We start from the raw sequence: 26348 nt of genomic DNA on the forward strand, positions 1-26348 counted from the left end.
TCATAGGAAGTAATCGGGGTTTCGCTAGATCATTTGAATGTTGATCTGATTATTTAAAGGCTGAACCTTTTTTTGTAGCTGCGTAAGCTCTTCAATGATCGCGTCTTGCAGGCGAGATTCTGCCTTTTGACGCTCCAGAGTCTGCTTCATGCGTTCTTTTTTCACTAGCTGCTGACGGTCTTCGCCGCGCGCCATGTCTTTTACGATATGAAACAGTTCAGCTGTCGCTGGGTACTCTTTATCGAAATCCACTCGGTCGTCACCTTGGACATAATCCATGATGTTATATAGACGAATGCTGATCTCTGATAAGTCACATTGACCTTGAATGCCCGCGAGACACAACACATGAACGCTCTCGAAGATGTTCGCGTTGCGTTTTTCGATCGCTAATTGCTTATGCTGCTCTTGCAACTCCTTTTGCTTTTTCAGCTGGAGCAGAAGGTAACCTGCATAAGACGCTAAGCCGAGAATAATGATTCCACCAGCAATGGCTAACACGGTTACGTTCATAACGGGCTCTTATCCTTTAAATTGGTTCAGATCCAAGTCTTCAAATTGCGATAGTAGGTCATCATCCGTCGCGGCTTTTTTGCTCGCTTTTTTCACGGTTGGCTCTACAACGACTTCTTCTTCAAACTCTTCTTCCGCAGGCTCTTCGTAAAGACCTAACTGCTTCATCAGAACTTCGATGCGCTCAAGCTTCTCGTCGACATATTTTTGTAGACCAGCACCTAAGCTTTCACCGTTGTCTAGACGGTCAAGCAATACGTTTAGTTGCGCGTCGTTCTCTAGCATCTCTAGCTCTTTCTCCGCGTTTACGCGGCGCTCAGCCTTGTTTGGCTTCTTCGCAGCTTCAACCACGAGAGGAATTTTCTTCTTGCTACCTAAACGCGGGTCTAGCTTTTGAGCAGCACTGCGCTGCTTCTGCGCTTTTTCTTCTGAGTTACGCGTACCTGTCTTTAGACCTTTACGCTTTTTCTCTCTTTTACGCAGACGTCCTTCAACGTCTGACTGTGTACGGTTACGAACAACGACTACGTCGCCGTTACCGCCTGATCTTGCTTTCTTACTACGGCTCATTACTGGGGCTTCCTCAGTAAAATTACATCATTACCAATAAATTCAAGCTCGAGCTGATCCCGCTCCGCCAAGTACTGAAACGTGTTTCGGCTAAAGAACACCACGTGCGTCGGGTCATTCTTGTAGTGCCAATTGGCAAACGCTTCGACATTGATAACCAGTTTGGTCATCAGACCAATCCAGCCACCTGGCTTAACCAAATTTAACCATTGTTGCCACACGCTATCAGGATCATAAAGATGCTCGATAACCTCTGTGGACGTCATAAAGTCGTACTCTCTTTCTAACACCTTCTTATCAGGATGATAGTAGATATCGTACAAACTCATTGTGTGACCCTGCTCTTCCAACATTATGGATAACGTTGGTCCCGGACCACAACCGAAATCTATCCCGTGAGATGCAGGTTCAATACGCTCTAATATGGGGTCAGCCACCCGCGATAAAAAGCGTCGATAGCCCTCGTCATTTGGATCATTTTCGTGCATGTCGTAGTGCGCTTTTTCCTCCGTCGCATCCAGTCTTTGGTCTGGACTGACGAATACTAGCTCACACTGCAAGCACTGAAGATACGCACGACGCTTATCTTCAAAGTAATGTTGAGTATCCAAGCTTTGACAAAGTGGGCAGTGGTGCATTGTTACATCCTCAAACAGGGATGCGAAACATACCAGAAACTGGCCGGAGAGTGGAGTACTATTGTACAAATAATCATCGATCCAAGGAAATATTCCCGAATCATGCAGGAATCAGAGCCACGAGATAAGTAAACCCGTGCTTAAGACTTTAGTTAACTGACTTTTAGCGGTGAGAATGAAGAGTATATCCAGAGGCGGATTAAGAGAAATAAAAAAAGCGATAGGAAGTCCCCATCGCTTTCTAAATGCCCGAAGGCCAAACTGTGTTGCACCGAGTATAGTGCACCAAATATCCTTTTGTTTTTCGCGCTTTCCCTGCAAAAAGGTGTCGTTTTTCACCATCCTAGTGAATTTTGGCTTTCCGTGTTACTTCCTGTATTGGGGCTAATCCTGAGCCTGTTCCCTTACAATGTCTAAACCGTTAGACAAGTCGACCATCCCTATCGAGTAAGCGTCCTGCTTACCCCTTTCCTTACTTATTTCACAAGCATCCCTTGCCTGCATCCCTTTAAGACCATCCTAGTCTTATTTCCCTTATCAGCACCCCTGCCGATGTAGACACTTTACTGCGATTATATTTCCAAGCAATCATCGCGAATAAATATTCGGCACTTTTTTTAGGTCAAATTTTAGCTGATATATTTTTCAATAACTTAATGAATCGCTGCGACCAATTTCAGTACCACGAATAGCCGATCTCTCACAAAGTGGATGGCGAGAAAAGAAATGAGCGGCGTACTTGCACAGTGACAGCGATCAAATGAAAAAGCCCAGAGAGAACTCTGGGCTTTTTCATTACAACTTGTGCTCGAACGAATAAGTAGGGCTTAGTGTAGGCCACCAACGTATTTCGAAAGTACAGCGATATCGTCATCTGTCAGCTTTTTAGCCACATCACGCATCATAGCGTTCATGTCGTTACCACGTTTTTCATCGCGGAATTTTTCTAGCTGAGCTTTGATGTAATCGGCGTGCTGACCAGAGATTTTAGGGAAACCTGACAGCTCTGTACCGTTACCACGTGGACCATGACAAGCGATACAAGCCGTTAGGCCACGCTCAGCATCACCAGCGGTGTATAGAGATTTACCTTTCTCTACAACGTTTTCAGGTGTTGTATTAGGAGAAATTGGTAGTGAAGCGTAGTAAGCAGCAAGATCTTGCATATCTTGCTCAGACAGTGGCATTGCCATACCACTCATTACAGGGTCGTAACGACCTTGCTTACCGTTGCTAGTCATACCCAGTTTCAGGTCTTTCAGCTGCTTCTCAATATATTTAGCATGCTGACCTGCAAGTTTAGGGTACATTGCGAGTTGACTGTTGCCATCAGCACCATGGCAGGCAACACAAGTTTGGGATTTTGCTTTACCAGCTTCAATGCTGCCTTGGGCCCACACAGAGCAGCTGGCTAAAAGACTCAAGATTAGCGCTAATTTCTTCATGACATTCCATTATAATTATCAAGCTTCCAGTACCACTCTGCGTTAACACTCATGGTACAATAGGCGACCTTATGCCGAGCACGGTTATTTTACACAATTTCACAAAAAAGTAATCAATCGACTACACAAAGTCGAGATGGAGTTAACAGTGAGCGTAAAAATTCATTATCAAAACACCCATTTCATCACCAGCGCACCTGACATTCGTCACATGCCTGAAGATGAAGGTATCGAAGTTGCGTTCGCAGGACGTTCCAACGCCGGTAAGTCGAGCTCTCTTAACCGCTTGACGAACCAGAAAAGTTTAGCAAAAACCAGTAAGACCCCAGGTCGAACTCAGCTAATCAACTTATTTAAGGTCACCGACGGCTGCCACATCGTCGATTTGCCAGGGTACGGTTTCGCGCAGGTCCCACTTGAAATGAAGAAAAAGTGGCAAAAGTCTCTCGGCGAGTATCTACAAAAACGCCAATGTTTGAAAGGACTCGTGGTTTTAATGGATATCCGTCATCCAATGAAAGACCTCGACCAACAACTTATCTACTGGGCGGTAGATAGCGGCATCCCAGTGCAAGTGTTGCTGACTAAAGCAGACAAGCTGAAAAGCGGCGCGCGTAAAGCACAAGTGCTGAAAATCAAACAAGACGCGAAAGGTTTTGGCGGTGATGTCAGCGTGGCGGCGTTCTCTTCCCTGAAAGGCATCGGTGTCGACGTACTTCGTAGCAAACTTGACGAGTGGTTCGCACCTGCGCTTACAGAGTCAGTGGTCGAAGAGATTGTTGAAGAAGAACAGCAAAGCGACGAGCAAGAATAACGCTCTGGACTATCTAAGTAGCCTCACTCACCGAGTGGGGCTTTTTTATATACCGCAGATACAAAAATCCCCACCATCCTGGCGGGGAAACGGGAGAGAAATAGTAGTAATAATTATTGTGTGCTAAGGATTGTCGAAACTGATGCGATATGCAATCCCCTTTTCCCATCCCATAAATGTTCCCACCATCATTAACAACACCAACATAAGACACTGATAAGTAAAAAGATAACCTATAAGTTCATAAGTCAAATTGCAGGATTTATGCATTGGTTTTCGAATTGAAATAACAAAAGTGTGAATGGAGTTTTATTACAAAATTTTGCTTAGTTACAAACAAGAACAAGGGAAGTGGCGTAATGCGTGGCGAGAGGAAATAACACCAAGATAGGGAAATAATCGATGTTAGTCGGGCGGTAAAAGTTTTCTTTGCCCCAATAAAAAACGCCCCAGTCAAAAGCTGACTGGGGCGGCTGAATCAGCCTAATCCAATAACGTGAAACAAAAGGTCTGAAAGATAGAACATCTTACCTCTGTACCCTACGCCGTTTAATGTACAACAATTGGTCAGAAATGAAAACTCTTTTTGTAGTTTTTTTTCATTAAGGTTTTATTAAACTACATTTCACCAAGACATCTGAGATCTTATTTAGAGATAAAAAAAAGCTGGCGTTTGTGCGCCAGCTCATACAAATCAGTCAAAACTGCTCAAATAGTGTCTAGTGCGCTTGATCCCAGTTGTCACCATGACCCGCTTCTGCCACTAGAGGCACTTCAAGCTGTGCTGCAGATTCCATCAATTCTTGTACTTTACTTTCAATTTCGGCTAAAGACGACTCTTGAACTTCAAAGACCAATTCATCGTGCACTTGCATCAATAGTTTCACACGACCATCACCTTCTTTTTGAATCCATTCGTCGACGAGTAGCATTGCCTTCTTGATAATGTCCGCCGCAGTACCTTGCATCGGTGCGTTAATCGCCGCGCGTTCTGCCGCTTTACGACGCATACCATTACGAGACTTAATTTCCGGCAAGTGCAAACGACGACCAAAAATCGTCTCAACATAGCCTTGCTCTGACGCCGCACTACGCGTGTCTTCCATGTACTGCATCACGCCAGGGTAACGCTCAAAGTAAGTGTCCATGTACTGCTGCGCTTCACCACGTGGAATAGCGAGCTGTTTTGCCAGACCAAACGCACTCATACCGTAGATAAGACCGAAGTTCACCGCTTTCGCTCGGCGACGTTGCTCACTGGTCACGTCTTCGATGTTGACGCCAATGATCTCCGCCGCGGTTGCCGCGTGGATATCTTTACCCTGCTGGAAAGCCTCAAGTAACGCTTTGTCACCCGATAAGTGCGCCATAATGCGTAGCTCAATCTGCGAGTAGTCGACCGCCATGATCTTATAACCGTGCGGCGCGATAAACGCCTGACGGATGCGACGACCTTCTTCATTGCGGATTGGAATGTTCTGCAAGTTTGGATCGGTTGAAGATAGGCGACCCGTCGCAGTCACCGCCTGATGATAAGAAGTATGCACTCGGCCCGTTTCAGGGTTAATCATCTTCGGCAGCTTATCAGTATAAGTCGACTTCAGTTTCGCCAGACCACGGTATTCCAAGATCAGTTTTGGTAGTGGGTAATCCAGCGCTAGCTCTTGCAGTACCTCTTCATTCGTCGATGGCGTGCCTGAAGGGGTTTTCTTAACAACTGGTAATCCCATTTTCTCGAACAAGATCGCTTGTAGCTGCTTCGGCGAGTTCATATTGAACTCCTGCTCTGCCACTTCATACGCTTTCTGTTCTAGCTCATCCAAACGCTGGGCAATTTCTTGTGATTGCGCAGAGAGCTTCATGTCATCAATCAGAACACCAGTGCGTTCGATACGCGATAACACAGGCACCAGTGGGACTTCAATTTGTTCGTAAATCGCTTTGAGCTTGTCATCGCTTTCGATGTTGGCAATCAAGCGGTTGTGTAGACGCAGAGTTACATCTGCATCTTCCGCTGCATACGGTGATGCTTGCTCTAACTCGATTTGGTTGAAAGTCAGCTGCTTTTTGCCTTTACCCGCAATTTGTTCAAACGAGATGCAACTGTGCTGAAGGAAACGCAGCGCCAAGCTATCCATATCGTGCTTGCCGCCGACACTGTTGTAGACGTAAGACGCCAACATAGTGTCGTATTTAATCCCTTTCAGCTCGATATCGTAGCGCGCTAACACGCTGGCATCGTACTTAAGGTTCTGGCCGACTTTCGCCTGGTTGTCGTCTTCTAAAATTGGTTTTAGCTGCGCCAGTACCCAATCGCGGTCGAGTTGTTTTGGCGCGTCTAAGTAATCGTGGGCAACAGGCACATAAGCCGCCACCCCTTCTTCAGTCGCGAACGACAAACCAACGAGATTTGCGACCATGTAGTCGAGACTGTCGGTCTCCGTATCAAACGCAAACACCTCTGCCGCTTTTAGCTTTTCAAGCCAAGCGTTGAACGTTTCTTCGTCTAGAATCGTTTCGTATTGACTGCGGTCGATGGTAACCGCTGGTGTTTCCAGTTCAGGGGCAAGGTTAGAAGAAGACGCGCTTGCGCCTGATTTCTCTACCGCTTCTACTACCCCAGTGCCGCCGTCGAGCAGTTCATTCAGCCATGATTTGAATACCAGTTGGCCGTAAAGCTTAATAAGCTCATCTTTATTTGGCGTGGTCTTGATCAGCGAGTCTGGCGTTTCGTCGAGTTCAACATCGAGTTTGATCGTCGCCAATTCATAAGACAGCATCGCGTTGTCTTTGTTGTCCACCAGCTTCTTCGCCATGGTTTTAGAACCACGGAAACCAAGCGGAGCGATGTCATCAAGGTTTTCATACAGCTTATCTAAACCGCCGATACCTTGAAGTAATGCCGTTGCGGTTTTATCACCTACGCCTGGTACACCAGGGATGTTATCGACTTTATCACCCATCAGCGCGAGGTAATCGATGATCAATTCAGGTGGGATACCAAATTTTTCAATCACACCTTCGCGATCCATCACCACGTTCGTCATGGTGTTGATCAAGGTAATGTTGTCATCCACCAACTGCGCCATATCTTTATCACCGGTACTAATAAGTACTGGCATGCCCTGCTTTGACGCTTGATGCGCGAGCGTACCGATTACGTCATCGGCTTCAACGCCCGGGACACAAATCAGCGGTAATCCCATCGCACGGATCACGTCGTATAGTGGTTCAATTTGACAACGCAGGTCGTCTGGCATTGGTGGACGGTTGGCTTTGTATTCTGCGTACATCTCATCACGGAATGTTTTCCCTTTTGCGTCAAAGACAACCGCGATACGTTCGCTGTTGAACTGACGCATCATGCTACGCAGCATGTTTACCACACCGTAAACGGCGTTAGTTGGGATATCACCATTGCTCATGGTGCCTGGGTAAGCGTGAAATGCACGGTATAGATAAGAAGAGCCATCAATCAAAATCAATGGATTGTCTGGAATACGAGCCATAGTCTTTTAGCATCCTAAAATAAAGATCTGCCTAGGATGCCATGACTGCGAGAGTGAATCCATTTTAACTCAATGAATCCAACTCACACATTTGTCGATTGTTTACCCACACTTAGAACTCATCTGTGGATAACTCTGTTTATATTATTTATCCACTGCCTACAAACATGAGTCCCAACAACAAACAAAACACTTTAACCCATTGTTATTAAACAGATAAAACACAGATCTATCATACAAAGATCGATCCATTAACGATCTTCGATTGTGGAAAAGACTATTGGTGTCCTTTTATTCAGCGCTGATCTTGGGGCATAAAAAAAGCGACATCTTTCGATGTCGCCTAGCAAAAACAGGTCAAAGCTTGTTCAAATGAGTGTCGGCTTTGCCAGAAAGCTATAAATTACACTGGAAGCAATGTGAGCAATGTCGTGTCAAAAAGAACTCGTGCAAGTTCGTTTAAATTCAGTGTCATCACCGTCTCCAATTTGAATCTGGTAACTCAACGTCCTTGTGAACTTCTCTCATTCCCTAAGACGAGATAAATAATAACCATTCTCATTTATTACTGCAAGCACTAAATGAGAAAAAATCTCATTTATTTTTTATGACACGATTAGTGACTTTACAAAATGAAGGCGAGATTCAATCAAATTCTCTTTTTCTTCAAATTTTTCAATCATATAGCCATTTCTCAACAGCAATCTCAGCATCGCTGGAAATTGATTGCGAGACTTCACTTTAAGCTGACAGTAGCCTTGTCCGCGTACCCAATGCTCTTGTTGATCCAAAAGTGCTTGGGCAACGCCTTTGTTTCTTGCTCGAGGTGTCACGCCACCAAACCAACTATAGAAAGTCTCACCATCCAGTTCATAACCAATTTTAAAGCCAAGAATATGTTGTCCTTCCTGCGCGACAAGAATCAGATGGCGCTTGCCGTCTAACCGCTCTGACAAAGACTCAACCGTTTCTTTGCTGACAAACTCGCTGATTTGCTCGACCGCTTCGACACACTCTTGCAATGTACCTTGTCGATAAACCACACTCATGACGTTCTCCCTAAAACAATAAAGGCCAGCAATTGCCAGCCTTTGTTTACTTAATCTGCGAGCCATTATCGCTCGCAAACTTCACTATTTTTCGCCTTTAAGGTACTGCGATGCTTGCGCGTTTTCTTCGGCTAGCCACTCTGCTACGTCTTTCGCAAAGTAGGTTAAGATGCCGTCTGCCCCTGCACGTTTAAAGCACAATAGCGACTCCATCACGGTATCGCGCTCTTTCAGCCAACCATTTTGGAACGCCGCTTTGTGCATCGCGTATTCGCCAGACACCTGATAAGCGAACGTTGGTACGCTCAGTTCAGACTTCACACGACGAACCACGTCTAGGTATGGCATACCTGGCTTGACCATAACCATGTCTGCGCCTTCGTTGATGTCCATTGCCACTTCATGAATCGCTTCATCCGTGTTGGCAGGGTCCATCTGGTAGTTCTTCTTGTTGCCGCCTTTGAGGTTGCTTGACGAGCCGACTGCATCACGGAAAGGTCCGTAGTAGCAAGACGCGTATTTCGCTGAGTACGCCATAATCTGCGTATTGATGTGACCCGCTTGCTCCAGCGCTTCACGAATTGCGCCGATACGACCATCCATCATGTCTGATGGTGCTACTACGTCTGCGCCCGCTTCCGCGTGAGACAGTGCCTGTTTAATCAGTACTTTGGTGGTCTCATCATTCAGGACATAGCCATCTTCATTGATGATGCCGTCTTGGCCGTGAGTGGTAAATGGGTCAAGCGCGACGTCGGTGATAACACCGATTTCTGGTACGTGCTCTTTCAATGAACGAACCGCGCGTTGCACCAAACCTTCTGGGTTGTAGGCTTCAGCGGCACACAAGCTCTTCGCATCTTGGTTGACGACTGGGAACAGAGCGATCGCTGGTACGCCCAACTGAGCAAGGTACTGCGCTTCCTCCAACATCAAGTCGATAGACAAACGCTCGATACCAGGCATAGATTCAACGGTTTCACGACGGTCTTTACCCATTAGGATGAACATTGGGTAAATAAGATCGCTTACCGACAACTGGTTCTCTGCCATTAGACGGCGACTAAAGTCATGTTTACGCATACGACGCATACGACGGCCTGGGAATTGACCTTGAATCGAAACTGACACTCTGTTCTCCTTGTGTGGTGAAAGTGCTGAGTTGTGAAACTGCATGAGCTGCATAATATCACTCCACACTTTTGACACCAGTGACAGAGTAGAAAAATGCAAAAAATGACCAAAGGCTCACACTGCCTTATACTCACCCCAACCAACCAGACTTGAGAAACAACATGATCGATACCCACGCCCATATTTACGCCAGCGAATTTGATAATGACCGCGATCAGGTCGTCGAGCGCGCTTTAGCTCAAGGCGTCGAAAAGATTCTGCTACCGAACATCGACCTAGATTCGATTGAGCCGATGCTACAAACCGAAGCGGCCTACCCAGAGATTTGTCGTTCGATGATGGGGCTCCATCCTTGCTATGTGGATAGCAACGTAAAGCAAACGCTTGAGATCATTCATTCGTGGTTTGCCAAGCATAACTTCATTGCCGTGGGTGAAATCGGTATCGACCTGTACTGGGATAAAACCTATAAAGCAGAGCAAGAGATGGCGTTCACCACTCAGCTCAACTGGGCAAAAGAGATGAAACTGCCAGTGGTGATTCACACTCGTGATTCAATCCAAGAGACGCTAGCACTGCTGGAAAAAGAGCAAGATGGCTCGCTGTCTGGCGTGTTCCACTGCTTTGGCGGCAGCGTTGAAGAAGCGAAGGCGATTAATGACCTCGGTTTCCATCTTGGTTTGGGTGGTGTGACGACATTTAAAAATGGTGGTATGGATAAAGTGATCCCTCACCTTGATATGGATTATGTGATTTTAGAAACCGACTGCCCTTACCTTGCGCCAGTTCCGCACCGCGGCAAACGTAATGAGCCGTCGTATATTCCGCTAGTTGCAGAGCGTATTGCCTCTTTGAGAGAGCTATCGATTGACGACGTTCAAGCGATGACTAACCGCAATGCTAATCGCTTGTTTGCTTTGTAGCGGCTGCGAACGTCCGGCAGATAAAGAAAAAGGTTGGCGATCGCCAACCTTTTTTCATTCTCATTATTTAGCTTTCGCTTTCGTTTTCGCCTTCTGATTCCTCGTCAGTATTCTTACGCACATAGAAACGGGCGAAGAACAAGCCGACTTCAAACAGCAAACACATCGGGATAGCGAGTAAGGTTTGCGAAATCATATCCGGCGGCGTCAGCATCATACCGACTACGAACGCGCCAACGATGATGTATGGTCGCTTCTGGCTGAGGCTTTTCGGGTCGGTTGCCCCTGTCCAGCACAATAGGATAATCGCGACTGGCACTTCAAACGCAATACCAAACGCGAGGAACAGCGCCAAGACAAAATCGAGGTAACTCGAGATGTCAGTGGCAAACTCAACTCCGCCTAAAGAGATCGCGGTAAAGAAGCCAAACACCAGCGGGAACACTACGTAGTATGCGAACGCGACACCACAGTAGAACAGCAACGAGCTGGAAAACATCAGCGGCATAATCAAGCGGCGTTCATGCTTATACAAGCCCGGAGCAACAAAAGCCCAGACCTGATACAAGATAAACGGCACCGCAAGAAAGACAGCGGCGATCAGAGTCAGCTTTAATGGGGTAAAAAATGGCGACGCAACGTCGGTTGCGATCATTGTCGCCCCTTCTGGTAGACGCTCTACCAAAGGCTTAGAGATAAACTCGTATATTTCGTTAGAAAAGTAGATCAGGCCAACGAACACCACCAATATCGCTAAAATTGCGCGTAATAAACGGTTTCGAAGCTCTAAAAGATGGCTGATCAAAGGTTGTGTCTGCTCAACCGAAGACATAGCTAACCTCGTTTATAAGATCAAAAAGGAGCCACACAAGATGCAGCTCCTCGAGAGAGACTATTCGGCTTTTTTATCTGCTGAAGGCTCACGAGCGTCAGAAGCGGGTTTGTTTTCCGCCTCTGCTGTTTCCGCTTTTTTCTCAGCGGATTGTTCGTTCGCGTATGGACGCTGAACTTCTTGCGCGGCTCTTTTTAGCTCTTCAACTGACGATTTTAACTGGGGATCTAAATCCTCCATGCCCATCTGCTCAGCTTTACGCAAGTTTTCTTGTAGTTCCTGCACCTTCAGCTCATGCGAAAGTTCGTCTTTCACACTGTTTGCCATGTTTTTCGCAGCACCGATAAAACGGGAAACGCTACGAATTGCGTGAGGCAAACGCTCAGGCCCAAGAACCACCAGCCCGACGACAGATATTAATACCAGTTCCCAAAAACCGATATCAAACACGTCTTATGCCTGCTCTTTGTCTTTCTTAGTTTCAGAAGTCTCTGCAGACTTCTGCTGTTCGATGTTCTTTGGTTCAAAGTCAGCGTCTTTTGCTTCGGCGTCTTTCTTCGCAGCCTCTTCATCGCTCATTGCTTTCTTGAAACCTTTAACCGCACTACCTAGGTCACCGCCGATGTTGCGTAGCTTTTTAGTACCAAAAAGCAGAATAACAATCACAGCAATAATCAGAAGTTGCCAAATACTAATACCACCCATTCTTTTTTACCTCGGGTCTTATTAAAAATAACTTATTCAAAGAGTTTAACGTCTATCGACGATAAGCTCGCCAACTAAGCAACCAAAATGTGACGCCACCAATAGCGCTCGCCATTGAAAGCTGCTCAAACGTAGTGTTGACCAATATTGCCGAGCATACGACTAATGTTGCACCAACACCAAACAAAAATTTTCCTGTCGCCTGCTGACGCTTGCTCTCACGGTAGCCTTGGTAGAGCTGATCCATACGTTGGTTCATCATTTTACCTTGGCGTAAGCTGTCGTAGAGCAACTCAGGTAACTCTGGCAGTTTCTCTGCCCAGAACGGCGCTCGGTCCTTAACGGCATTGATCACCGCTTGCGGACCAACTTGGTTCATCATCCACTCTTCTAAGAATGGTTTCGCCGTTTCCCACAAATCCAACTTCGGATACAGCTGACGGCCTAAGCCTTCAACGTAAAGCAAGGTCTTTTGCAACAAGACCAGTTGAGGTTGCACTTCCATATGGAATCGACGCGCAGTGTTAAACAGGTTCAACAGCACGTGACCAAACGAGATTTCACACAACGGCTTGGCGAAGATTGGTTCACAAACGATGCGAATCGCAAACTCAAACTCATCGATATTTGTTTCACGTGGAACCCATCCAGATTCAACATGCAACTCTGCCACTCGGCGGTAATCTCGGTTAAAGAACGCTAAGAAGTTTTCCGCTAAGTACCGCTTATCTTCACTGTTTAACGTACCGACAATGCCGCAGTCCAGTCCGATCCACTGTGGATTTTCTGGATGCTTAGGTTCAACAAAGACGTTGCCTGGGTGCATGTCAGCGTGGAAGAAACTGTCGCGAAACACCTGGGTAAAGAACACGCTAACACCACGTTCAGCCAATAGCTTCATGTTGGTGCCGTTTGCCTTCAACCCTTCAATATCAGAGACTTGAATGCCATATATTCGCTCAGAAACCATGACAGTTTTATTACTGAAGTCGGAAAAAACTTCCGGCACATATAACTCTTCGCTGCCTTCAAAGTTTCTTCTAAGTTGAATCGCGTTAGCCGCTTCACGGCGCAGGTCCAACTCATCAAGCAAAGTCTTTTCGTACTCGCGTACCACTTCCACCGGTTTTAAACGACGTGCTTCAGGAAGCGCTTTGGCGACTATACGTGCCATGCGGTACATCAGTTTTAGATCTGCATCAATGACTGGGCGAATATCTGGCCTGATAACCTTTAATACCACTTCTTGGTTAGTCTCTTTTAGCTTCGCAGTATGCACTTGAGCAATGGAAGCAGACGCCAGTGGCGTGATATCAAAATCGTTGAACCAGTTTTCTAACGGACCACCAAGCGCGAGCTCTATTTGCTCTTTCGCCAGTTGGCCGTCGAATGGGGAAACTTGGTCTTGCAGCAGCGCGAGAGGATCAGCGATGTGCGGCGGAAACAAGTCACGACGCGTCGACATCATCTGGCCGAATTTAATCCATACCGGACCGAGCTCTTGCAACGCCAAGCGTAAACGCTGACCAAGCTCTTTGTCGCTATGCTTATTCTTAATCCAGAACAAGCCTTTACGCGCTAGCAGCGGCGCTTTGGAAAGCTGATGGTTGGGCAATAACTCATCAAGACCGTATTCCAGTTGAACCTTGGTAATATGGTAAAGACGCTTTAGCTCAGAGAGAGTCATGCACGCTCCAGAAGTTGGTTTAGCTTAGCTTCTACGCGAGCCGCGTGGCTTTTTAGATCATCAACTTGGTCGCAGAAATACGCCACTTCCAGCGGAGCTGGAGCGATTTTCCACTCTTCAGTCAGCACTTGCGCGAGATGGTTTTGGTGTTTGCTTGCTTGCGCTTTGACAAACTGACCAAGATTCTCTGCGCCTTTCACCAAGGTATGTGCGACCACATCACCTGTTGCACGAGACAGCCATTCTTCGATGTCTGGCTTACAATCGGTCATTAGCTGAGAAAACTTCTGTGCTAGCTGGATATCGCCTTCCAGCACCAGCTTATCTTGCTTGATTAGCTTAGTGATGTTTGACTGGTCACGCAGTTCAGGTAACACCGCAAGGTTCAGCGACAGGTAGCAATCAGGCTCACCTTCGTAATTCGCCAATACATCGATTTGCTGGCTGAAAACGAACGTCAGGGTTTTATTGATTTCTTTAAGATGTACCTGAATCACTTGCCCTTTGAGACGAGCTAAGCGACGACCCAATTCAGGGTCGTCTTTGATTAAGGTATTGAGAGAGGTTTCGACTACAGCCGTTACAAGAGGGTCAAATGGCATAACGTTCCTACCTTAGAACTTGTAACCACGGTGCAGCGCTACGATACCGCCAGTGAGGTTGTAGTAGTTGGTTTTCTCGAAACCCGCTTCTTCCATCATCCCTTTGAGTGTTTCTTGGTCTGGGTGCATGCGGATAGATTCCGCTAGGTAGCGGTAGCTCTCTGAGTCATTTGCCACTAGTTCACCCATTTTTGGCAATAGATGGAACGAGTAAGCGTCATAAATCTTTGATAGCGGCTCAAGGATTGGTTTTGAAAACTCAAGCACCAATAGACGACCACCCGGTTTAAGTACACGGAACATAGAACGTAGTGCTTTATCTTTGTCTGTTACGTTACGCAGACAGAAACTGATGGTGATCGCGTCAAAATAGTCGTCTGGGAACGGCAGTTCTTCTGCGTTCGCTTGCACGTAATGAACATTGCCCACAATGCCATTGTCACGCAGTTTGTCGCGGCCAACATTCAGCATGGAGTTGTTGATGTCAGCAAGAATCACGTGACCTTTTTCACCAACAATACGCGAGAACTTCGCGGTCAAATCACCGGTACCGCCACCGAGGTCCAACACACGTTGGCCTGGACGAACACCACTACAATCGATGGTAAAGCGTTTCCAAAGACGATGAACACCACCCGACATCAAATCGTTCATGATGTCGTATTTCGCTGCGACAGAGTGGAATACCTGAGCCACTTTCTCGACTTTTTCTTCTTTTGCTACGGTGGTGAAACCAAAGTGCGTTGTTTCACTCGATTCTAAGGCTGTATTCGATTGCACGCTTGTATCCGTCATGATGTTTCCTCTTTGAGCAGTGCTAATGAATATATACGGCCTGAGCACTGCGGGCGATTAGTTTACTTTATCCTCAGCCGGATGTCTTTCTGCGAGCGAATCATTTTCACCCAATGTGTTGTTTTCTGTGAGGCCATCATAATGAGCCATGTCACTCAGCTTGGCCGAAATCGGTCGCTTCACTTCCACACCAAGCTGTTTAAAGCTTTCCGCTTGGCGAATGACATTGCCGCGTCCGGTTGCCAGTTTGTTCATCGCCCCTTGGTAGTTCTGATTGGCTCTGTCCAGCGCGCCTCCGAGACTTTCCATATCATCGACAAACAAACGTAATTTATCGTAGAGTTTGCTCGCGCGTTCGGCGATCACCTGAGCATTTTGGTTTTGTCGCTCGTTGCGCCACAAATTGTCGATGGTGCGCAATGCCACCAGCAAGGTGGTTGGGCTGACCAAGATGATGTTTTGCTCCATCGCATCTTTCACCAAACTTGGGTCAGCTTGAATCGCGACCTGAAACGCGGGTTCGACCGGAATAAACATCAGTACGTAGTCGAGGCTCTGAATGCCTTTAAGCTGATGGTAATCTTTTTGTGACAATCCTTTGATGTGCGCGCGCAGTGCAAGTAAGTGGTCACTTAACGCTTTATCCCTTTGATTATCAGTCTCGGCGTTGAAGTAACGCTCATACGCAACCAAGGCAACTTTCGAATCCACGACCACTTGCTTGTCTTGCGGTAAGTGAACAATCACATCCGGTTGGTAGCGTTTACCGGCTTCATTCTGCAAGCTCACTTGTGTTTGGTATTCGTGGCCTTCGCGCAAACCTGACTCGGCCAACACGCGCGCTAACACCACTTCACCCCAGTTGCCTTGCTGCTTGTTGTCGCCTTTTAGCGCTTGGGTCAGGTTAACCGCTTCACGCGTCATTTGTTCGTTTAAGCGCTGCAGATTTTTTAGCTCATGCACCAGGGTATGACGCTCTTTCGCTTCCACGGTAAAGCTGTCATTGACCTGTTTTTTAAACCCTTCCAACTGCTCTTTCAGCGGCGTCAAAATCCCTTCTAAACTCTGTCGGTTTTGTTGGTCGACTTTGGCTGTTTTACTTTCAAACAGTTGGTTCGCCAAGTGCTCAAATTGCTGCTTTAGACGCTCTTCGGCTTTTTCCAGTAACTCGAGCTTCTCTTGGCTGGCTTTGGTTTGTTGTTCGTGGCGCGCTTCTTGTTCTCGTAACTGCGCTTCGAGTTGCGACTTTTGTTCACGGACGCGATTCAGGTCATCGGCGTATTGCTGGCGCTCTTGTTTGACCGCTTCGAAGTAACGCAGCTTCTCCATCACCGCCATCATCTTACCGTGCAACTGCTTGGACTCGTATGCGGCTTTGTCGCGCTCGCTATCGAGTTCATCCAATTCTTGCTGGGCTTGCTGCAGCTCTTGTTGTAGCTGGTTGATTTGGCTATTAGCAAGCTGCTGGTTTGAAGTCAGCTGCTGTTCCATAAGCTGATGACTAAACTGCATTTTTTGCTTTACCCACCAGCCAACACCCAGCCCGCTAATCACAGCTCCACTGAGCGCGCTGACGATCAAGCCCTGATTCTCAAGAATCCATTGCATAATAAAGGTTTAACTCTCTATTCCAGATATTGATTTAATGGTATTTTACCACTGGATAAATGTCCAGTTTGTCGACTAGATATCGAACAGATAGACTAGGCTCACCGTACTTCATTCCCTCTCAGGAAACTCAGGGATCCACCCATCGGTCTTAGGATAAGGAGCATCATGGACGAACGTCGCGCGCTAGGGTTTGGTTTAGCCGCTGTACTCTTGTGGTCAACGGTGGCCACCGCATTCAAACTGACTCTGGCAGAGTTTACCCCGATTCAAATGCTGACCATCGCGAGTATCGTGTCTGCACTCGCCCTCACGGTGATTTGTGCCGTGCGCGGCAAGCTTGCTTCAATACTCAGCACCTTCCTCTCTAATCCTTGGTATTACTTATTGTTGGGGCTGATTAACCCGTTGGCGTATTACTTGATTCTGTTTAAGGCTTACGATTTATTGCCCGCCTCTCAGGCACAAGCGATTAACTACAGTTGGGCAATTACCCTGACCTTAATGGCGGCGCTGTTTTTAGGGCAGAAAATCCGTAAACAAGATTGGGTGGCGTGTTCGTTGAGCTACTTTGGCGTGATCGTGATTGCGACCAAGGGCGATATCCTCGGTTTGAACTTTGAAAGCCCTCTCGGCGTAGGGTTGGCGCTACTCTCAACCTTGTTGTGGGCGGGATATTGGATTCTTAACGCCAAGAACAAAGCCGATCCGATTGTTGCAGTATTACTTGGCTTTCTGGTCGCGATCCCGTTTGCGATTGGTATCAGTATCTACGAAGGGACGAGCTGGCAACAGATTTCACCTCAAGGTTGGTTAGCCGTGACGTACGTCGGGCTGTTTGAAATGGGCGTCACGTTTGTGTTGTGGTTAAGCGCATTGAAGCTCACTCAAAATACCGCGCGCATCAGCAACCTGATCTTTGCCTCGCCGTTTGTCTCGCTGATATTGCTCGCGACCATCATTGGCGAAGAGATTCACCCAACCACCCTCATTGGTTTGGTGTTGATTATCAGCGGGTTAGTGATCCAGCAGATCAAATTTGGCAAAAAAGATCTCTCGCAAGCTGCGGGTTAACATTGTTGTAACACAACTTAAATGAGGTGCATTCATCTCACTGCGATAAAAAATGCCGGACGACTCCGGCATTTTTTTTTCTCTTTTTATTGGCTTAAAACTGTCAGCTGACCCTCTTTCATTAGCCAGCGTTGACACTGCGAGCTTAACCCCTGCGGTTGGTGCGCCACTTCCACAACCAATTTGTATTGCCAATCTTGGCTAAGACGTAGGCGGATGACCCGTTCGGTCTGTTTATCCAAAGCGCTGAACGCTTCGTCCAACAAATACACCGGAGTATCACGCAACCACGCTCTTGCCAATGCGACCCGCTGCGCTTCCCCGCCACTGAGACGAGTGCCGTTAAGCCCCAATTCCGTATCTAAGCCATCGGCTAATGCAAGGTACATGGTGTCTAAGCAAACCAGCTTCAGCGCGTGCATCAGTTTCTCATCACTATAGTGACCACCTAGCGATAAGTTGTAGCGCAAAGAGGCAGGAAAAATCACACTCTGCTGCGGCACATAGCTGATTTGCTGCCAGGCCGCTTCTCGATTCAAACGAGTAACGGCTTCGCCTTTAAAACGTAAAGGTGACGTATCGGAAAGATAGATACCCGCCAAGTAACGCAGCAGTGATGTCTTGCCACTGCCACTTTGCCCTTGGATGACCAAATGAGTTCCCGCAGAAAGCTCAAGCGATAAATCCTCAAACAGCCAGCCTGTTGTCGCACCAAATCGATGGCTTAAATCTTCGATGCTGAGTAGAGCATCAGAGTGGATTGTCGCTGGAACGCGATTACCCTCACTAAGCTCTGTCGATGGCTCTGCTTCCAATATCGCCAAAACTCGGCGGCAAGCAGGAAACGTCTGCGGCAAGTCTTCAAAGGTTCGCGTTAACGCAAGCACCGGACCGAAAGCACCTGCATACAAACACAACGCCGTTAACGATAACGACTCTCCTTGCCACCAAGCCAGCACAATCATAGCGATAAAGCCACTAGCGATAGATAAGTCTGTCAGCGCATCCTTGATGCCATTGCGCACCGCTAAGGCGTTATGCAACCGCTGCAGCACTCGTCCTTGTTTGGTCACTTTGCGCTGAAAAAACGCCATCGCCGACCAGTTCTGTATTTCATTGAAACCAGACACCACGTCGGTCAGCACGGTATTCAGTTGACCAAACTGACTGCGAATCTCCTGCCCCAACTTGCCGTTGCGGCTAAGGTGCCACGCAGGCAACACTCCGCCGACAACCAGTAGCAGTAAACATAAGACGATTGCCACTGAGCCCACTAACCAGTATCCGTAAGCGGTGACCAACAGCGACACCACCAGCGCAGACAACACAGGCACAATGGTGTGTGCATAAAACACTTCAATGCGCTCGATGTCCGATACCACCCGCGCGGTCAAATCACCGGTAGACAAATCGTGAATGTTATCCGGCGCTTGTTGCTCTAGTCGCCAATACACTTGGTTACGTAAGTCTTCTTGAATACGAAATGCGGCGTTATGCCCTGAAAGTTGCTCGATGTAACGACAGATTGCTTTGCCGATACCAATCCATAGCAACGGCCAAAGTAGTTGTGGCCAAATCGATACAGGTTGTTCAAGGAACAAGTGTTGTGCGTATTGCCCTGCGACAACAAGGATAGCAATGGTGCCTAACTGATTTAGTATCCGACAAACCAATGACAAACCAAGCGGCATCATATGTGGTCTGGCAAGATGTAATAACTGATTGATCATGCCCAAGCCTCCGAGCTTCTGACTCTGGTGGCATCGCGCCAACCACTGATATCCACCACACGATCCGCTTGAGCGATGACTCGCGGTGAATGACTGATCACCAATACGCCCGCTTGTTGCTTGAGCTGATGGAGTGCATCAATCACTTTTTGTTCGCTTTCCTCATCCAACTGACGGGTGGGCTCGTCGATTAACATCAGCGCATGATCGGATAAGAATGCTCGGGATAAACCAAGCCGAGCCGCCTGCCCACCGGAGATGTGCTTGCCACCTTCTCCCGGCTGAAGTGAAAGTGTTTCTGGCTGCTCAAGCCATTCGTCCAGCGCACTCTGTTTTAGCGCATCACGCACCTCATCTTGTGAAGCGCTAGGCGCCGCTAGACGACAGTTATCTTCCAGCGTCTGGTGAAACACGTACGGCATCTGCTGTAAGTAACCCACCGACTGATGGGTAATCACACCCGCGTCGGGTACCAACTGACCACGGATCAGTTTGAACAAAGTGGATTTACCGCAACCGCTTGGCCCCTGCAGCACCACCAGTTCACCTTTGTATACGGTTAGATCGACACGTTGAAACAACTTTTCTTGCTGAGGATAACCAAAAGTTAAACCGTGGATATCAAGCGCAATGTGATGATTTTGCGGTGTAAGATGGTGGGTTTCATTTTCGTCCAAAGACAAGATTTGCTGTACGTCCGCCTGCACTTCTCTCCCCAGTGCACCAGCGAAGAAGAATGCTCCCATTAAAGACAATGGCCGTATCAACTCGACGCTAGCCAGAATAATGAACGCTGCCGACGCCGCGTCGAGAATGCCTGCTTGATAACGCGTGATCGCCAATAGCGATGCCGCGACGATCGTGCCCAATGAAAACAGCAAATCAACCAATAAGATCACCAGTTGATTGGTTTTGAGTAGAGACATGGTAGAACGGCGTAATGTCTCACCATGTTGCTCAATCTCCTCTCCCCAGCTTTTAGAGTACTGGTACAGCTTTAACACGGGTAAGCCGTGCAAGCTCTGGGTAAACAGTTCGGTCAGTCGCGCCAAGTTATGCTTATAAGTCGCACTGACGCTGGCAAAACGTTTAAATACCAGCATTAGAATGGCGGGAATCACCGGAATCATTAACAGCAAGATCAAGCCAGAAAATGGGTCGATAAGTGCAATAAACACGCACACCAACAACGGACCAAGCAGGCCGATAAAAAACTGTGGGACAAACAATCCCCAATATAAGTCCAGTACTTCTACCCCTTCACCGAGCAGGTAATTGAGCTTGCCACGAAGTTCAGGCGTCATTTGCGCGGGTTTTAAAACCGCTAACTTATCAAGCAGTTGAGTGCGTAGGGACTGTTTGACTTGCTGCGCTGTTTTCGCCCCTAAGTAACGATGGATAATCACCACACCAAAGCGCACCGCTAACAGCATCACACACGCTAATAACACCTGTATCGCGATATGTTCAAAGCTGTCACTGAACACTCGACTTACTAGCCAATACTGGCCAACTAAACCGAGAATCACCAACACGCCACTGCTAACTGAGCCCAGCAACCAAGGTTTCGCAGTTTGAAGAATTCGACCTATCATTTGTTTTCCTCAACTGGCTCAACGCGTGTTTTGTAACGTGCAATCACGTAGGTTTCGATAAGTGCGATCACCAACAACGTGATTTGTGCCGACGGGCGCTCATCGAGCAACCATACGACGGTCGCCAGTATCGACCCCCAAACCACCAGCAGTACTCGCACTTTCTCTTTTATGCTCAGGCCGCGATTCTCTTTGATGTTTCTCAGCGTAGGGCCAAGCAAGCGGTTGGCTAACAGCCAAGCCTGAAAACGCGGCGAGCTAACGCTAAAGCAGTAAAGTGCCAGCAGCGCAAAAGGTACGGTGGGCAATAATGGAATAAACACACCAACCATACCCAGCCCAGTCGCACTGACTCCTATGGTCAAAAAGGTATATCTTTTAATCATGTTCCAATTCATTCTGTCGGTTATCTGTCGTAATGAAGGGCTGAATTTCACTGCGCTTGGGCCTATACGGCTTTGCGCTATTGTTATTTGAAAAAATGCGAGGTTACCCTCGCAAGTTTTTAAGCGGGTTGTAACTGCTTCTCTTCTTCGGTGTGACCTTCCGTCTGATGCACGGCATGTTGCAGTGTTTCATTGAGACGAAATGCCTGACCAAAACCTTTTACGTAATTGCCCGAGCGTGGCGAAAAACGATAAAAGCTGAAATCCTTCATGCCGCACAATTGCTCGACGATCTCGCCGAACTTTTGCTGCATTTGTTGTTTGAGTGGTGCGGCTTCTTCACAGTGCTTATCGATACAAATCACATCGCAGTCTAAGACCAATCGCTCGCGAGCGAACAAATGACGCGCTTTGTCTTCTGGCTCGACTAACATCAACGACGCTCTAGGAGTGCGTTGCAAGTTACGAGCATGCTGGGAGACCGTACTCAACAACATCACAAAGTCGTTGCCTTGGCGAACAAACGGAGCGTAGCTCGCCAGTGGCGTGCCTTGTCCATCAACAGTACCCAACTGGGCGGTTGAAAATTGCTGAATAAACCCCTGAATCTTTTCGGGTAAACGTTCTAGCTGCTCTTTTCGGTACGACATACATTTCCTTTCATAATGATTGTTACTCCACCAGTTCAATTTTGTTCAGTGTGGTGGCCACTTGTTGTAATACGTTACGGATAGTGCGGGTGCTCGCTTGATGGTAAGCGCCCGGACTGGCGCAGGACTTCATCGACGGCGAACGGTTGTTGAAATCCACCGCGATGATTTCAATCCCTTTGCGCTTCATTTCTCGACACAACATCACTTGTTTTCGGTCGCGCACTTCGGGATCTACTAGGTGGTCACCATCGGTAAACAACACCATGACTTTCTTGTTGCTTTTCAGGCCGTAATCACGGGGTAGTTCACTCTTGGTACGGTCCCATTCACCACGCCACTCGGGAGACAGCAGACGCCATGCCCACATCACCCCCTCAGCGTTATTGGTGTTCATCTCTGGGTACAGTGTTTTTAAACCATCAATAAATTCGCGATAGTTGGACATGTATGCCTGAATACTGCTGACCCCACAGTCAAACGAGTCAAACAGCGCGTGTATGTGTTTCCACTGTGGGTTGTATGGCGAATTCTCACTTGGGATATAGGAATGCAGCGGCATGCCATTTTTGTAGGTTGCGGCTGGTGGTGGTTTCAGTTGGGTTTCGAGATAGAAACGGATATTTTGCTGCCTCGGCCCAAGCTCTAAGCTACGGATCCAGTTTGGGCTTAACAGGTTTGGCGCGGTTAAGTCCGACTGAACTTCTGGTAACTGCATACACATGGCTTCGCGCCAGCGCCCTGGCACCGTTGGACTAAGCAGATTCTTCCAACCCTGCTCCTTTGCCAATGGACGCAATGAGCGTGGAATCGCTACCGCGTCAGATTTAAGAAAATTAGGACGCCACCCAACATTAACCAATCCGGTTGCGGGAACAATACTGATGGTTTTACTCAGATTTCGACGTTCTTCGGCGTATAAGATGTCGGCAAAGTCGCGCAGTCCGTCGATCGCCTGAGTCATGGGTGCTCCTTCCATCGAGCCCGAAACATCCAACATGATGACGATTTCCAGTGTCGTCTGATGTAAGCGGGAAGCCGCTTGGTGACGAATCCGCAGATCTCCGGAAATCAACTCCTCATTAAGAACCAGTTCGCTGGCCTTCACTTTACCTGTCACGGTTGTCGTGGTGAGGCCATCACGTTTATCTAGCCTTGAGCGAGGGGCGGCGAGACTGGTTGTCTCATCGTTGATGTTCGCGTGCAGCAATTGATTGGCGTCTTGATCCGCGCTGACGCTGTCAGACGAAGAATAAAGCACAGCATCCGCCAGCATAGATAAGCGGCTATCTGTGGTACTGGTGACCACCACTAACAGTACAAAACTAAAGAAGGTCAGCATGCCGGCGAGAAATATCGCTGCCGAAACCGAGACCACGCCAAGCTGATGGCGACGAGCAACAACAAATGTGGATAGTGCCGTCATCAGTTGGTCTCCCTAATCATATGAGAGTAGAAACGACCATTTGGCCATAACTTCCAAATCGCGTTGCTGCTGACACTATAATGAGGCTGGAAACAGATTGCGACTTCTACCAGACTACCGACTGAGAAGTCGGGCCATTGTCCACTCAACGGGCACGATGAACTCACCATCACAGGCGTGGTTTCCTTAGTCGCCGCGTTGTGCATCGCGATCGACAAATTCACGTTGCCTTTAGCAATGTTCGAAAGTTGCTGTTCGGCAAAGCCACTAAAATACGGGAGCTGGGCGATATTGTTTTCAATCGTCAGGGTCCGACGGTTGCCCACCATCTCAAGAATGTTGTAATTGAGGTTTACCAAGCGTTGTTCGACGCGAAGGATGGTCAGTATTTCTGACGCCGCCATAATCACGGTCAGTAGCATCGGCAGGATCAAAGCAACTTCTAGGCTGACACTGCCTTGTAAACGACGTTTACGCGCGGAAAAAATCGGGTATCGAAACATAGTTAATCGAACAACAAGTCCTGTGAAGCAATCAAGGTGCTGGTAAACACCAAAGGTTCTGGATACAACATAGCTAACGGGCTGATTTCCATTTGTGTGGAGAGCGTCGCAGTCACCTGAAACACTGGATCTCTTGGGCGAAACACCGCGCTGACCTCATCGTCGTCCTGGCCCACTCGGAGCAACTCTTCTAACGAGTCATAACGAATGATGCTGACATCCACCTGGTCGATAAATCCGTAGCTGTTGTCATCAATCATTCGTTTGATGACTGAGGGATTCAACGGCTTAACGCGCCAATCTTCGGCTAACAGCACCCGCAGAGAGCTACGCATCGCGTGCTCCAACAATCCGTATTGCAAATGGACTCGGGTGATATCAAAGAAGGCTAACAACACCGCTAACACAGCGGGAAACAGCAGCGCCGTTTCTAAACTGATAACACCACGTTGGCGAGTACGACGCTGGCTCATTGGGTATTCCGCATTGCCGCCAAACGCGCATTAAGTAGCGAGAGGTCACGTTCGACTTCACTCGCTGGCAAATGACGAGCTAGTAGCGCTCGGGCTTGGTCCTCGTTGCCTTCCGCCAGTAACAACAGTGCGAAATTCAGCTCAACCTGTTGAGGTAATTGTTGGTACGCCAACAACGGCGAAAACGTTGTGCGAGCTTTCTCGACCTGATTGTCATGCAGATAACTGATCGCCAAGTTCGAACGAAAATGAGGGTTATCCGGTGAAAGCAGAATCGCTTGCTGCAACGCAGTTCTTGCTTGCTGGGCATCACTGTCTAACAGCGCGATACCTAAGCCATTATGCAGCTGCGCTTCAACCTGCTGCTCGTCCGCTTTAGGCAAACCTAACCGATACGCTTCAGTGGCTTCGGTTACACGACCGTTACTAAGCAAGTAGCGGCCAAGGTACATACACGCCTGCGCCGAGACAGGCTCTGGCTGCGCACAGACATAACGCAGTTTCGCCATCGCGGTTTCTTTCTTATCCTGGCGATACTGACTACGAGCCAGCATCATTTGGTATTTGAGATTGTCCGGCGATAGTTCAAGCAACTTCAGATACTGCTGCTCTGCCTTGCCATACTGACCATAGTTAAACGCAGCTTCGGCAAGGGCTTGGGTATTATCTTCGGTTTGCTTTTTCACTTTGCTCGCCGTCGCACAGCCAAATAGCAAAGGACTAAGACAGACCAACAACAGCCATTTGATCGGGTTTGTTGTCATCATTTCAAGCTCTCCAACAACAGGTTCATGGTCGGTGCGACGATCAGCACCATCAGTGGCAACATAATGAAAGCCATTTGAATCAACGTAATGCGTCCCGGCAGTTTACCGGCCTGCTCTTGCAACGCCGTTTTGCGCAGCTGTCTGGCATCCGCGCTGATGGTGCGCATGGTTTCCGCCAATGGCGAACCATATCGCTCAGCCATCGCTAGCGTACTGGCGAGACGTTCGAGCTCTTTCAGTCCGGTGCGCCACGCCAACTTTTTCAGGCACTGGGCCGACTCCCCGCGCACTTGAATCTCGGCGTGGGTGCGCAATAACTGTCGCGCCAACATCGGCTCAACATCGAGCAAATACAGCCCGACTTTCTCCAGCGCGCGCTCGAGCGACAACCCCGCTTCAACACTGATCACCATCAGGTCGATGGCATCAGGGACGACTTGCTGCTGCTTTTGTTGCGCCTGATTGGCTTGGCGACGCAACCAGTATTCCGGCAAGTTGGAACCGAGCACATAACCGATTAACGTCATCATTAGGGTGTAGGCATCGAGCAGTTCACCAGATACCGCCTGCCAAACTAGCGCGGCACTGGCACTAAACAAACCGAGAAACAGCTTGGCACCACGCACCGTATTTAACGCGCTAGACGAAGCAATGCCCGCGTGTTCCAGCATTTGCTGTAGACGCTGTTTTTCTTTGTCGGAAGTGGGATACAACACACCTAACCCAGCAAGAAATGACGACGACGAAGTCGCAACCACAGCATTGTCGTTGCTCGGGTTTACGTAGCGCTCACACTGAGCCTGCCAACGACTTTGAGATTGCTGGGACAAAAACAGCCACAGCAATACCGACATAAACACCACACCCGAGACCAACAAAGCGGCAAGTGCGGTTGACGAGATGAACCATTGCGCCATGAG

At 48.1% G+C, this 26348-nt stretch carries 27 protein-coding genes; 3 read left to right on the forward strand and 24 right to left on the reverse strand.

The window, feature by feature from the left end; translation table 11 throughout:
* Positions 1-24 precede the first annotated feature (24 nt).
* The 4 genes from AKJ31_RS21095 to AKJ31_RS21115 form a co-directional block, all read right to left on the reverse strand.
* Entirely contained in the window at positions 25-513 is a 489-nt protein-coding gene (locus AKJ31_RS21095) for a DUF2489 domain-containing protein (protein ID WP_053410999.1), read from the reverse strand.
* A 9-nt stretch (positions 514-522) separates the two neighbouring features.
* The gene (yihI, locus tag AKJ31_RS21100) at positions 523-1083 is read right to left on the reverse strand and encodes a Der GTPase-activating protein YihI (RefSeq protein WP_053411000.1); all 561 of its coding nucleotides are present in this window, start codon (positions 1081-1083) and stop codon (positions 523-525) included.
* Positions 1083-1721: a class I SAM-dependent methyltransferase gene (locus AKJ31_RS21105; RefSeq protein ID WP_053411001.1), complete on the reverse strand. Its 639-nt coding sequence runs from the start codon at positions 1719-1721 to the stop codon at positions 1083-1085. The genes yihI and AKJ31_RS21105 overlap by 1 nt, the downstream gene beginning before the upstream one ends.
* Before the next feature lie 827 nt (positions 1722-2548).
* Complete coding sequence (locus AKJ31_RS21115; RefSeq protein ID WP_053411003.1) at positions 2549-3166, reverse strand: c-type cytochrome; 618 nt, start codon at positions 3164-3166, stop codon at positions 2549-2551.
* A 148-nt stretch (positions 3167-3314) separates the two neighbouring features.
* On the opposite strand from AKJ31_RS21115, the gene yihA reads away from it, so the two are divergent.
* Entirely contained in the window at positions 3315-3980 is a 666-nt protein-coding gene (yihA, locus tag AKJ31_RS21120; protein ID WP_053411004.1) for a ribosome biogenesis GTP-binding protein YihA/YsxC, read from the forward strand.
* Positions 3981-4458: 478 nt separating this feature from the next.
* Here yihA and spfP read toward each other — a convergent pair whose 3' ends face one another.
* From spfP to hemB, 4 genes are all read right to left on the reverse strand, one after another.
* Positions 4459-4506, reverse strand: a complete 48-nt coding sequence (gene spfP, locus AKJ31_RS23660) for a small protein SpfP (RefSeq protein WP_438356636.1) — start codon at positions 4504-4506, stop codon at positions 4459-4461.
* A gap of 193 nt (positions 4507-4699) precedes the next feature.
* A complete protein-coding gene (polA, locus tag AKJ31_RS21125; protein WP_053411005.1) occupies positions 4700-7489 on the reverse strand; it encodes a DNA polymerase I in 2790 nt (929 codons plus the stop codon).
* Between the two features lie 605 nt (positions 7490-8094).
* Entirely contained in the window at positions 8095-8538 is a 444-nt protein-coding gene (locus AKJ31_RS21130) for a GNAT family N-acetyltransferase (RefSeq protein ID WP_053411006.1), read from the reverse strand.
* 84 nt (positions 8539-8622) lie between these two features.
* The gene (hemB, locus tag AKJ31_RS21135) at positions 8623-9669 is read right to left on the reverse strand and encodes a porphobilinogen synthase (protein ID WP_053411051.1); all 1047 of its coding nucleotides are present in this window, start codon (positions 9667-9669) and stop codon (positions 8623-8625) included.
* 164 nt (positions 9670-9833) lie between these two features.
* On the opposite strand from hemB, the gene AKJ31_RS21140 reads away from it, so the two are divergent.
* Complete coding sequence (locus AKJ31_RS21140; RefSeq protein WP_053411007.1) at positions 9834-10595, forward strand: TatD family hydrolase; 762 nt, start codon at positions 9834-9836, stop codon at positions 10593-10595.
* 67 nt (positions 10596-10662) lie between these two features.
* Here AKJ31_RS21140 and tatC read toward each other — a convergent pair whose 3' ends face one another.
* Genes tatC through rmuC form a run of 7 tightly spaced genes read right to left on the reverse strand, consistent with a single transcriptional unit; the run spans position 10663 to position 16824 of the window.
* Positions 10663-11427, reverse strand: a complete 765-nt coding sequence (tatC, locus tag AKJ31_RS21145) for a twin-arginine translocase subunit TatC (RefSeq protein ID WP_053411008.1) — start codon at positions 11425-11427, stop codon at positions 10663-10665.
* Between the two features lie 60 nt (positions 11428-11487).
* Positions 11488-11877, reverse strand: a complete 390-nt coding sequence (gene tatB, locus AKJ31_RS21150; RefSeq protein ID WP_053411009.1) for a Sec-independent protein translocase protein TatB — start codon at positions 11875-11877, stop codon at positions 11488-11490.
* 3 nt (positions 11878-11880) lie between these two features.
* Positions 11881-12132: a Sec-independent protein translocase subunit TatA gene (gene tatA / locus AKJ31_RS21155; RefSeq protein ID WP_053411010.1), complete on the reverse strand. Its 252-nt coding sequence runs from the start codon at positions 12130-12132 to the stop codon at positions 11881-11883.
* A gap of 52 nt (positions 12133-12184) precedes the next feature.
* On the reverse strand, positions 12185-13819 hold the full coding sequence (gene ubiB, locus AKJ31_RS21160; protein WP_053411011.1) for a ubiquinone biosynthesis regulatory protein kinase UbiB: 1635 nt from the start codon (positions 13817-13819) through the stop codon (positions 12185-12187).
* Positions 13816-14421 (reverse strand): ubiquinone biosynthesis accessory factor UbiJ, encoded by a 606-nt coding sequence (locus tag AKJ31_RS21165; RefSeq protein WP_053411012.1) that lies wholly within the window; start codon positions 14419-14421, stop codon positions 13816-13818. Before AKJ31_RS21165 ends, ubiB begins: the two co-directional genes overlap by 4 nt.
* Positions 14422-14433: 12 nt before the next feature.
* A complete protein-coding gene (gene ubiE, locus AKJ31_RS21170) occupies positions 14434-15216 on the reverse strand; it encodes a bifunctional demethylmenaquinone methyltransferase/2-methoxy-6-polyprenyl-1,4-benzoquinol methylase UbiE (protein WP_053411013.1) in 783 nt (260 codons plus the stop codon).
* Between the two features lie 57 nt (positions 15217-15273).
* A complete protein-coding gene (rmuC, locus tag AKJ31_RS21175) occupies positions 15274-16824 on the reverse strand; it encodes a DNA recombination protein RmuC (RefSeq protein WP_053411014.1) in 1551 nt (516 codons plus the stop codon).
* A gap of 168 nt (positions 16825-16992) precedes the next feature.
* On the opposite strand from rmuC, the gene AKJ31_RS21180 reads away from it, so the two are divergent.
* Entirely contained in the window at positions 16993-17898 is a 906-nt protein-coding gene (locus tag AKJ31_RS21180; RefSeq protein ID WP_053411015.1) for a DMT family transporter, read from the forward strand.
* A gap of 86 nt (positions 17899-17984) precedes the next feature.
* On the opposite strand, the gene AKJ31_RS21185 is transcribed toward AKJ31_RS21180, so the two are convergent.
* The 9 genes from AKJ31_RS21185 to AKJ31_RS21225 form a co-directional block, all read right to left on the reverse strand.
* Complete coding sequence (locus tag AKJ31_RS21185) at positions 17985-19628, reverse strand: amino acid ABC transporter ATP-binding/permease protein (protein ID WP_053411016.1); 1644 nt, start codon at positions 19626-19628, stop codon at positions 17985-17987.
* Positions 19625-21223, reverse strand: coding sequence for an ABC transporter ATP-binding protein/permease (locus tag AKJ31_RS21190; RefSeq protein ID WP_053411017.1), 1599 nt, complete (start codon positions 21221-21223; stop codon positions 19625-19627). The genes AKJ31_RS21185 and AKJ31_RS21190 overlap by 4 nt, the downstream gene beginning before the upstream one ends.
* Complete coding sequence (locus AKJ31_RS21195) at positions 21220-21609, reverse strand: YbaN family protein (RefSeq protein ID WP_053411018.1); 390 nt, start codon at positions 21607-21609, stop codon at positions 21220-21222. The genes AKJ31_RS21190 and AKJ31_RS21195 overlap by 4 nt, the downstream gene beginning before the upstream one ends.
* Positions 21610-21728: 119 nt before the next feature.
* Entirely contained in the window at positions 21729-22259 is a 531-nt protein-coding gene (locus AKJ31_RS21200) for a HugZ family pyridoxamine 5'-phosphate oxidase (protein WP_053411019.1), read from the reverse strand.
* 22 nt (positions 22260-22281) lie between these two features.
* Positions 22282-23685, reverse strand: a complete 1404-nt coding sequence (locus AKJ31_RS21205) for a vWA domain-containing protein (protein ID WP_053411020.1) — start codon at positions 23683-23685, stop codon at positions 22282-22284.
* Positions 23685-24188 (reverse strand): TadE/TadG family type IV pilus assembly protein, encoded by a 504-nt coding sequence (locus AKJ31_RS21210; protein WP_053411021.1) that lies wholly within the window; start codon positions 24186-24188, stop codon positions 23685-23687. Before AKJ31_RS21210 ends, AKJ31_RS21205 begins: the two co-directional genes overlap by 1 nt.
* Positions 24189-24190: 2 nt before the next feature.
* Positions 24191-24661, reverse strand: coding sequence for a TadE/TadG family type IV pilus assembly protein (locus tag AKJ31_RS21215; protein ID WP_053411022.1), 471 nt, complete (start codon positions 24659-24661; stop codon positions 24191-24193).
* Complete coding sequence (locus AKJ31_RS21220; protein ID WP_053411023.1) at positions 24658-25428, reverse strand: tetratricopeptide repeat protein; 771 nt, start codon at positions 25426-25428, stop codon at positions 24658-24660. The genes AKJ31_RS21215 and AKJ31_RS21220 overlap by 4 nt, the downstream gene beginning before the upstream one ends.
* On the reverse strand, positions 25425-26345 hold the full coding sequence (locus AKJ31_RS21225; RefSeq protein WP_053411024.1) for a type II secretion system F family protein: 921 nt from the start codon (positions 26343-26345) through the stop codon (positions 25425-25427). Before AKJ31_RS21225 ends, AKJ31_RS21220 begins: the two co-directional genes overlap by 4 nt.
* Positions 26346-26348 lie beyond the last annotated feature (3 nt).

The organism is Vibrio hepatarius (genome assembly GCF_001274785.1).
In the GTDB taxonomy this organism is placed as follows: Bacteria; Pseudomonadota; Gammaproteobacteria; order Enterobacterales; family Vibrionaceae; genus Vibrio; species Vibrio hepatarius.

Coding starts and splice junctions, on each gene's coding strand:
- AKJ31_RS21095 (WP_053410999.1), bottom strand. CDS start 513: ATGAACGTAACCGTGTTAGCCATTGCTGGTGGAATCATTATTCTCGGC.
- yihI (WP_053411000.1), bottom strand. CDS start 1,083: ATGAGCCGTAGTAAGAAAGCAAGATCAGGCGGTAACGGCGACGTAGTC.
- AKJ31_RS21105 (WP_053411001.1), bottom strand. CDS start 1,721: ATGCACCACTGCCCACTTTGTCAAAGCTTGGATACTCAACATTACTTT.
- AKJ31_RS21115 (WP_053411003.1), bottom strand. CDS start 3,166: ATGAAGAAATTAGCGCTAATCTTGAGTCTTTTAGCCAGCTGCTCTGTG.
- polA (WP_053411005.1), bottom strand. CDS start 7,489: ATGGCTCGTATTCCAGACAATCCATTGATTTTGATTGATGGCTCTTCT.
- AKJ31_RS21130 (WP_053411006.1), bottom strand. CDS start 8,538: ATGAGTGTGGTTTATCGACAAGGTACATTGCAAGAGTGTGTCGAAGCG.
- AKJ31_RS21140 (WP_053411007.1), top strand. CDS start 9,834: ATGATCGATACCCACGCCCATATTTACGCCAGCGAATTTGATAATGAC.
- tatC (WP_053411008.1), bottom strand. CDS start 11,427: ATGTCTTCGGTTGAGCAGACACAACCTTTGATCAGCCATCTTTTAGAG.
- tatA (WP_053411010.1), bottom strand. CDS start 12,132: ATGGGTGGTATTAGTATTTGGCAACTTCTGATTATTGCTGTGATTGTT.
- ubiB (WP_053411011.1), bottom strand. CDS start 13,819: ATGACTCTCTCTGAGCTAAAGCGTCTTTACCATATTACCAAGGTTCAA.
- AKJ31_RS21165 (WP_053411012.1), bottom strand. CDS start 14,421: ATGCCATTTGACCCTCTTGTAACGGCTGTAGTCGAAACCTCTCTCAAT.
- ubiE (WP_053411013.1), bottom strand. CDS start 15,216: ATGACGGATACAAGCGTGCAATCGAATACAGCCTTAGAATCGAGTGAA.
- rmuC (WP_053411014.1), bottom strand. CDS start 16,824: ATGCAATGGATTCTTGAGAATCAGGGCTTGATCGTCAGCGCGCTCAGT.
- AKJ31_RS21180 (WP_053411015.1), top strand. CDS start 16,993: ATGGACGAACGTCGCGCGCTAGGGTTTGGTTTAGCCGCTGTACTCTTG.
- AKJ31_RS21185 (WP_053411016.1), bottom strand. CDS start 19,628: ATGATCAATCAGTTATTACATCTTGCCAGACCACATATGATGCCGCTT.
- AKJ31_RS21190 (WP_053411017.1), bottom strand. CDS start 21,223: ATGATAGGTCGAATTCTTCAAACTGCGAAACCTTGGTTGCTGGGCTCA.
- AKJ31_RS21195 (WP_053411018.1), bottom strand. CDS start 21,609: ATGATTAAAAGATATACCTTTTTGACCATAGGAGTCAGTGCGACTGGG.
- AKJ31_RS21200 (WP_053411019.1), bottom strand. CDS start 22,259: ATGTCGTACCGAAAAGAGCAGCTAGAACGTTTACCCGAAAAGATTCAG.
- AKJ31_RS21205 (WP_053411020.1), bottom strand. CDS start 23,685: ATGACGGCACTATCCACATTTGTTGTTGCTCGTCGCCATCAGCTTGGC.
- AKJ31_RS21210 (WP_053411021.1), bottom strand. CDS start 24,188: ATGTTTCGATACCCGATTTTTTCCGCGCGTAAACGTCGTTTACAAGGC.
- AKJ31_RS21215 (WP_053411022.1), bottom strand. CDS start 24,661: ATGAGCCAGCGTCGTACTCGCCAACGTGGTGTTATCAGTTTAGAAACG.
- AKJ31_RS21220 (WP_053411023.1), bottom strand. CDS start 25,428: ATGATGACAACAAACCCGATCAAATGGCTGTTGTTGGTCTGTCTTAGT.
- AKJ31_RS21225 (WP_053411024.1), bottom strand. CDS start 26,345: ATGGCGCAATGGTTCATCTCGTCAACCGCACTTGCCGCTTTGTTGGTC.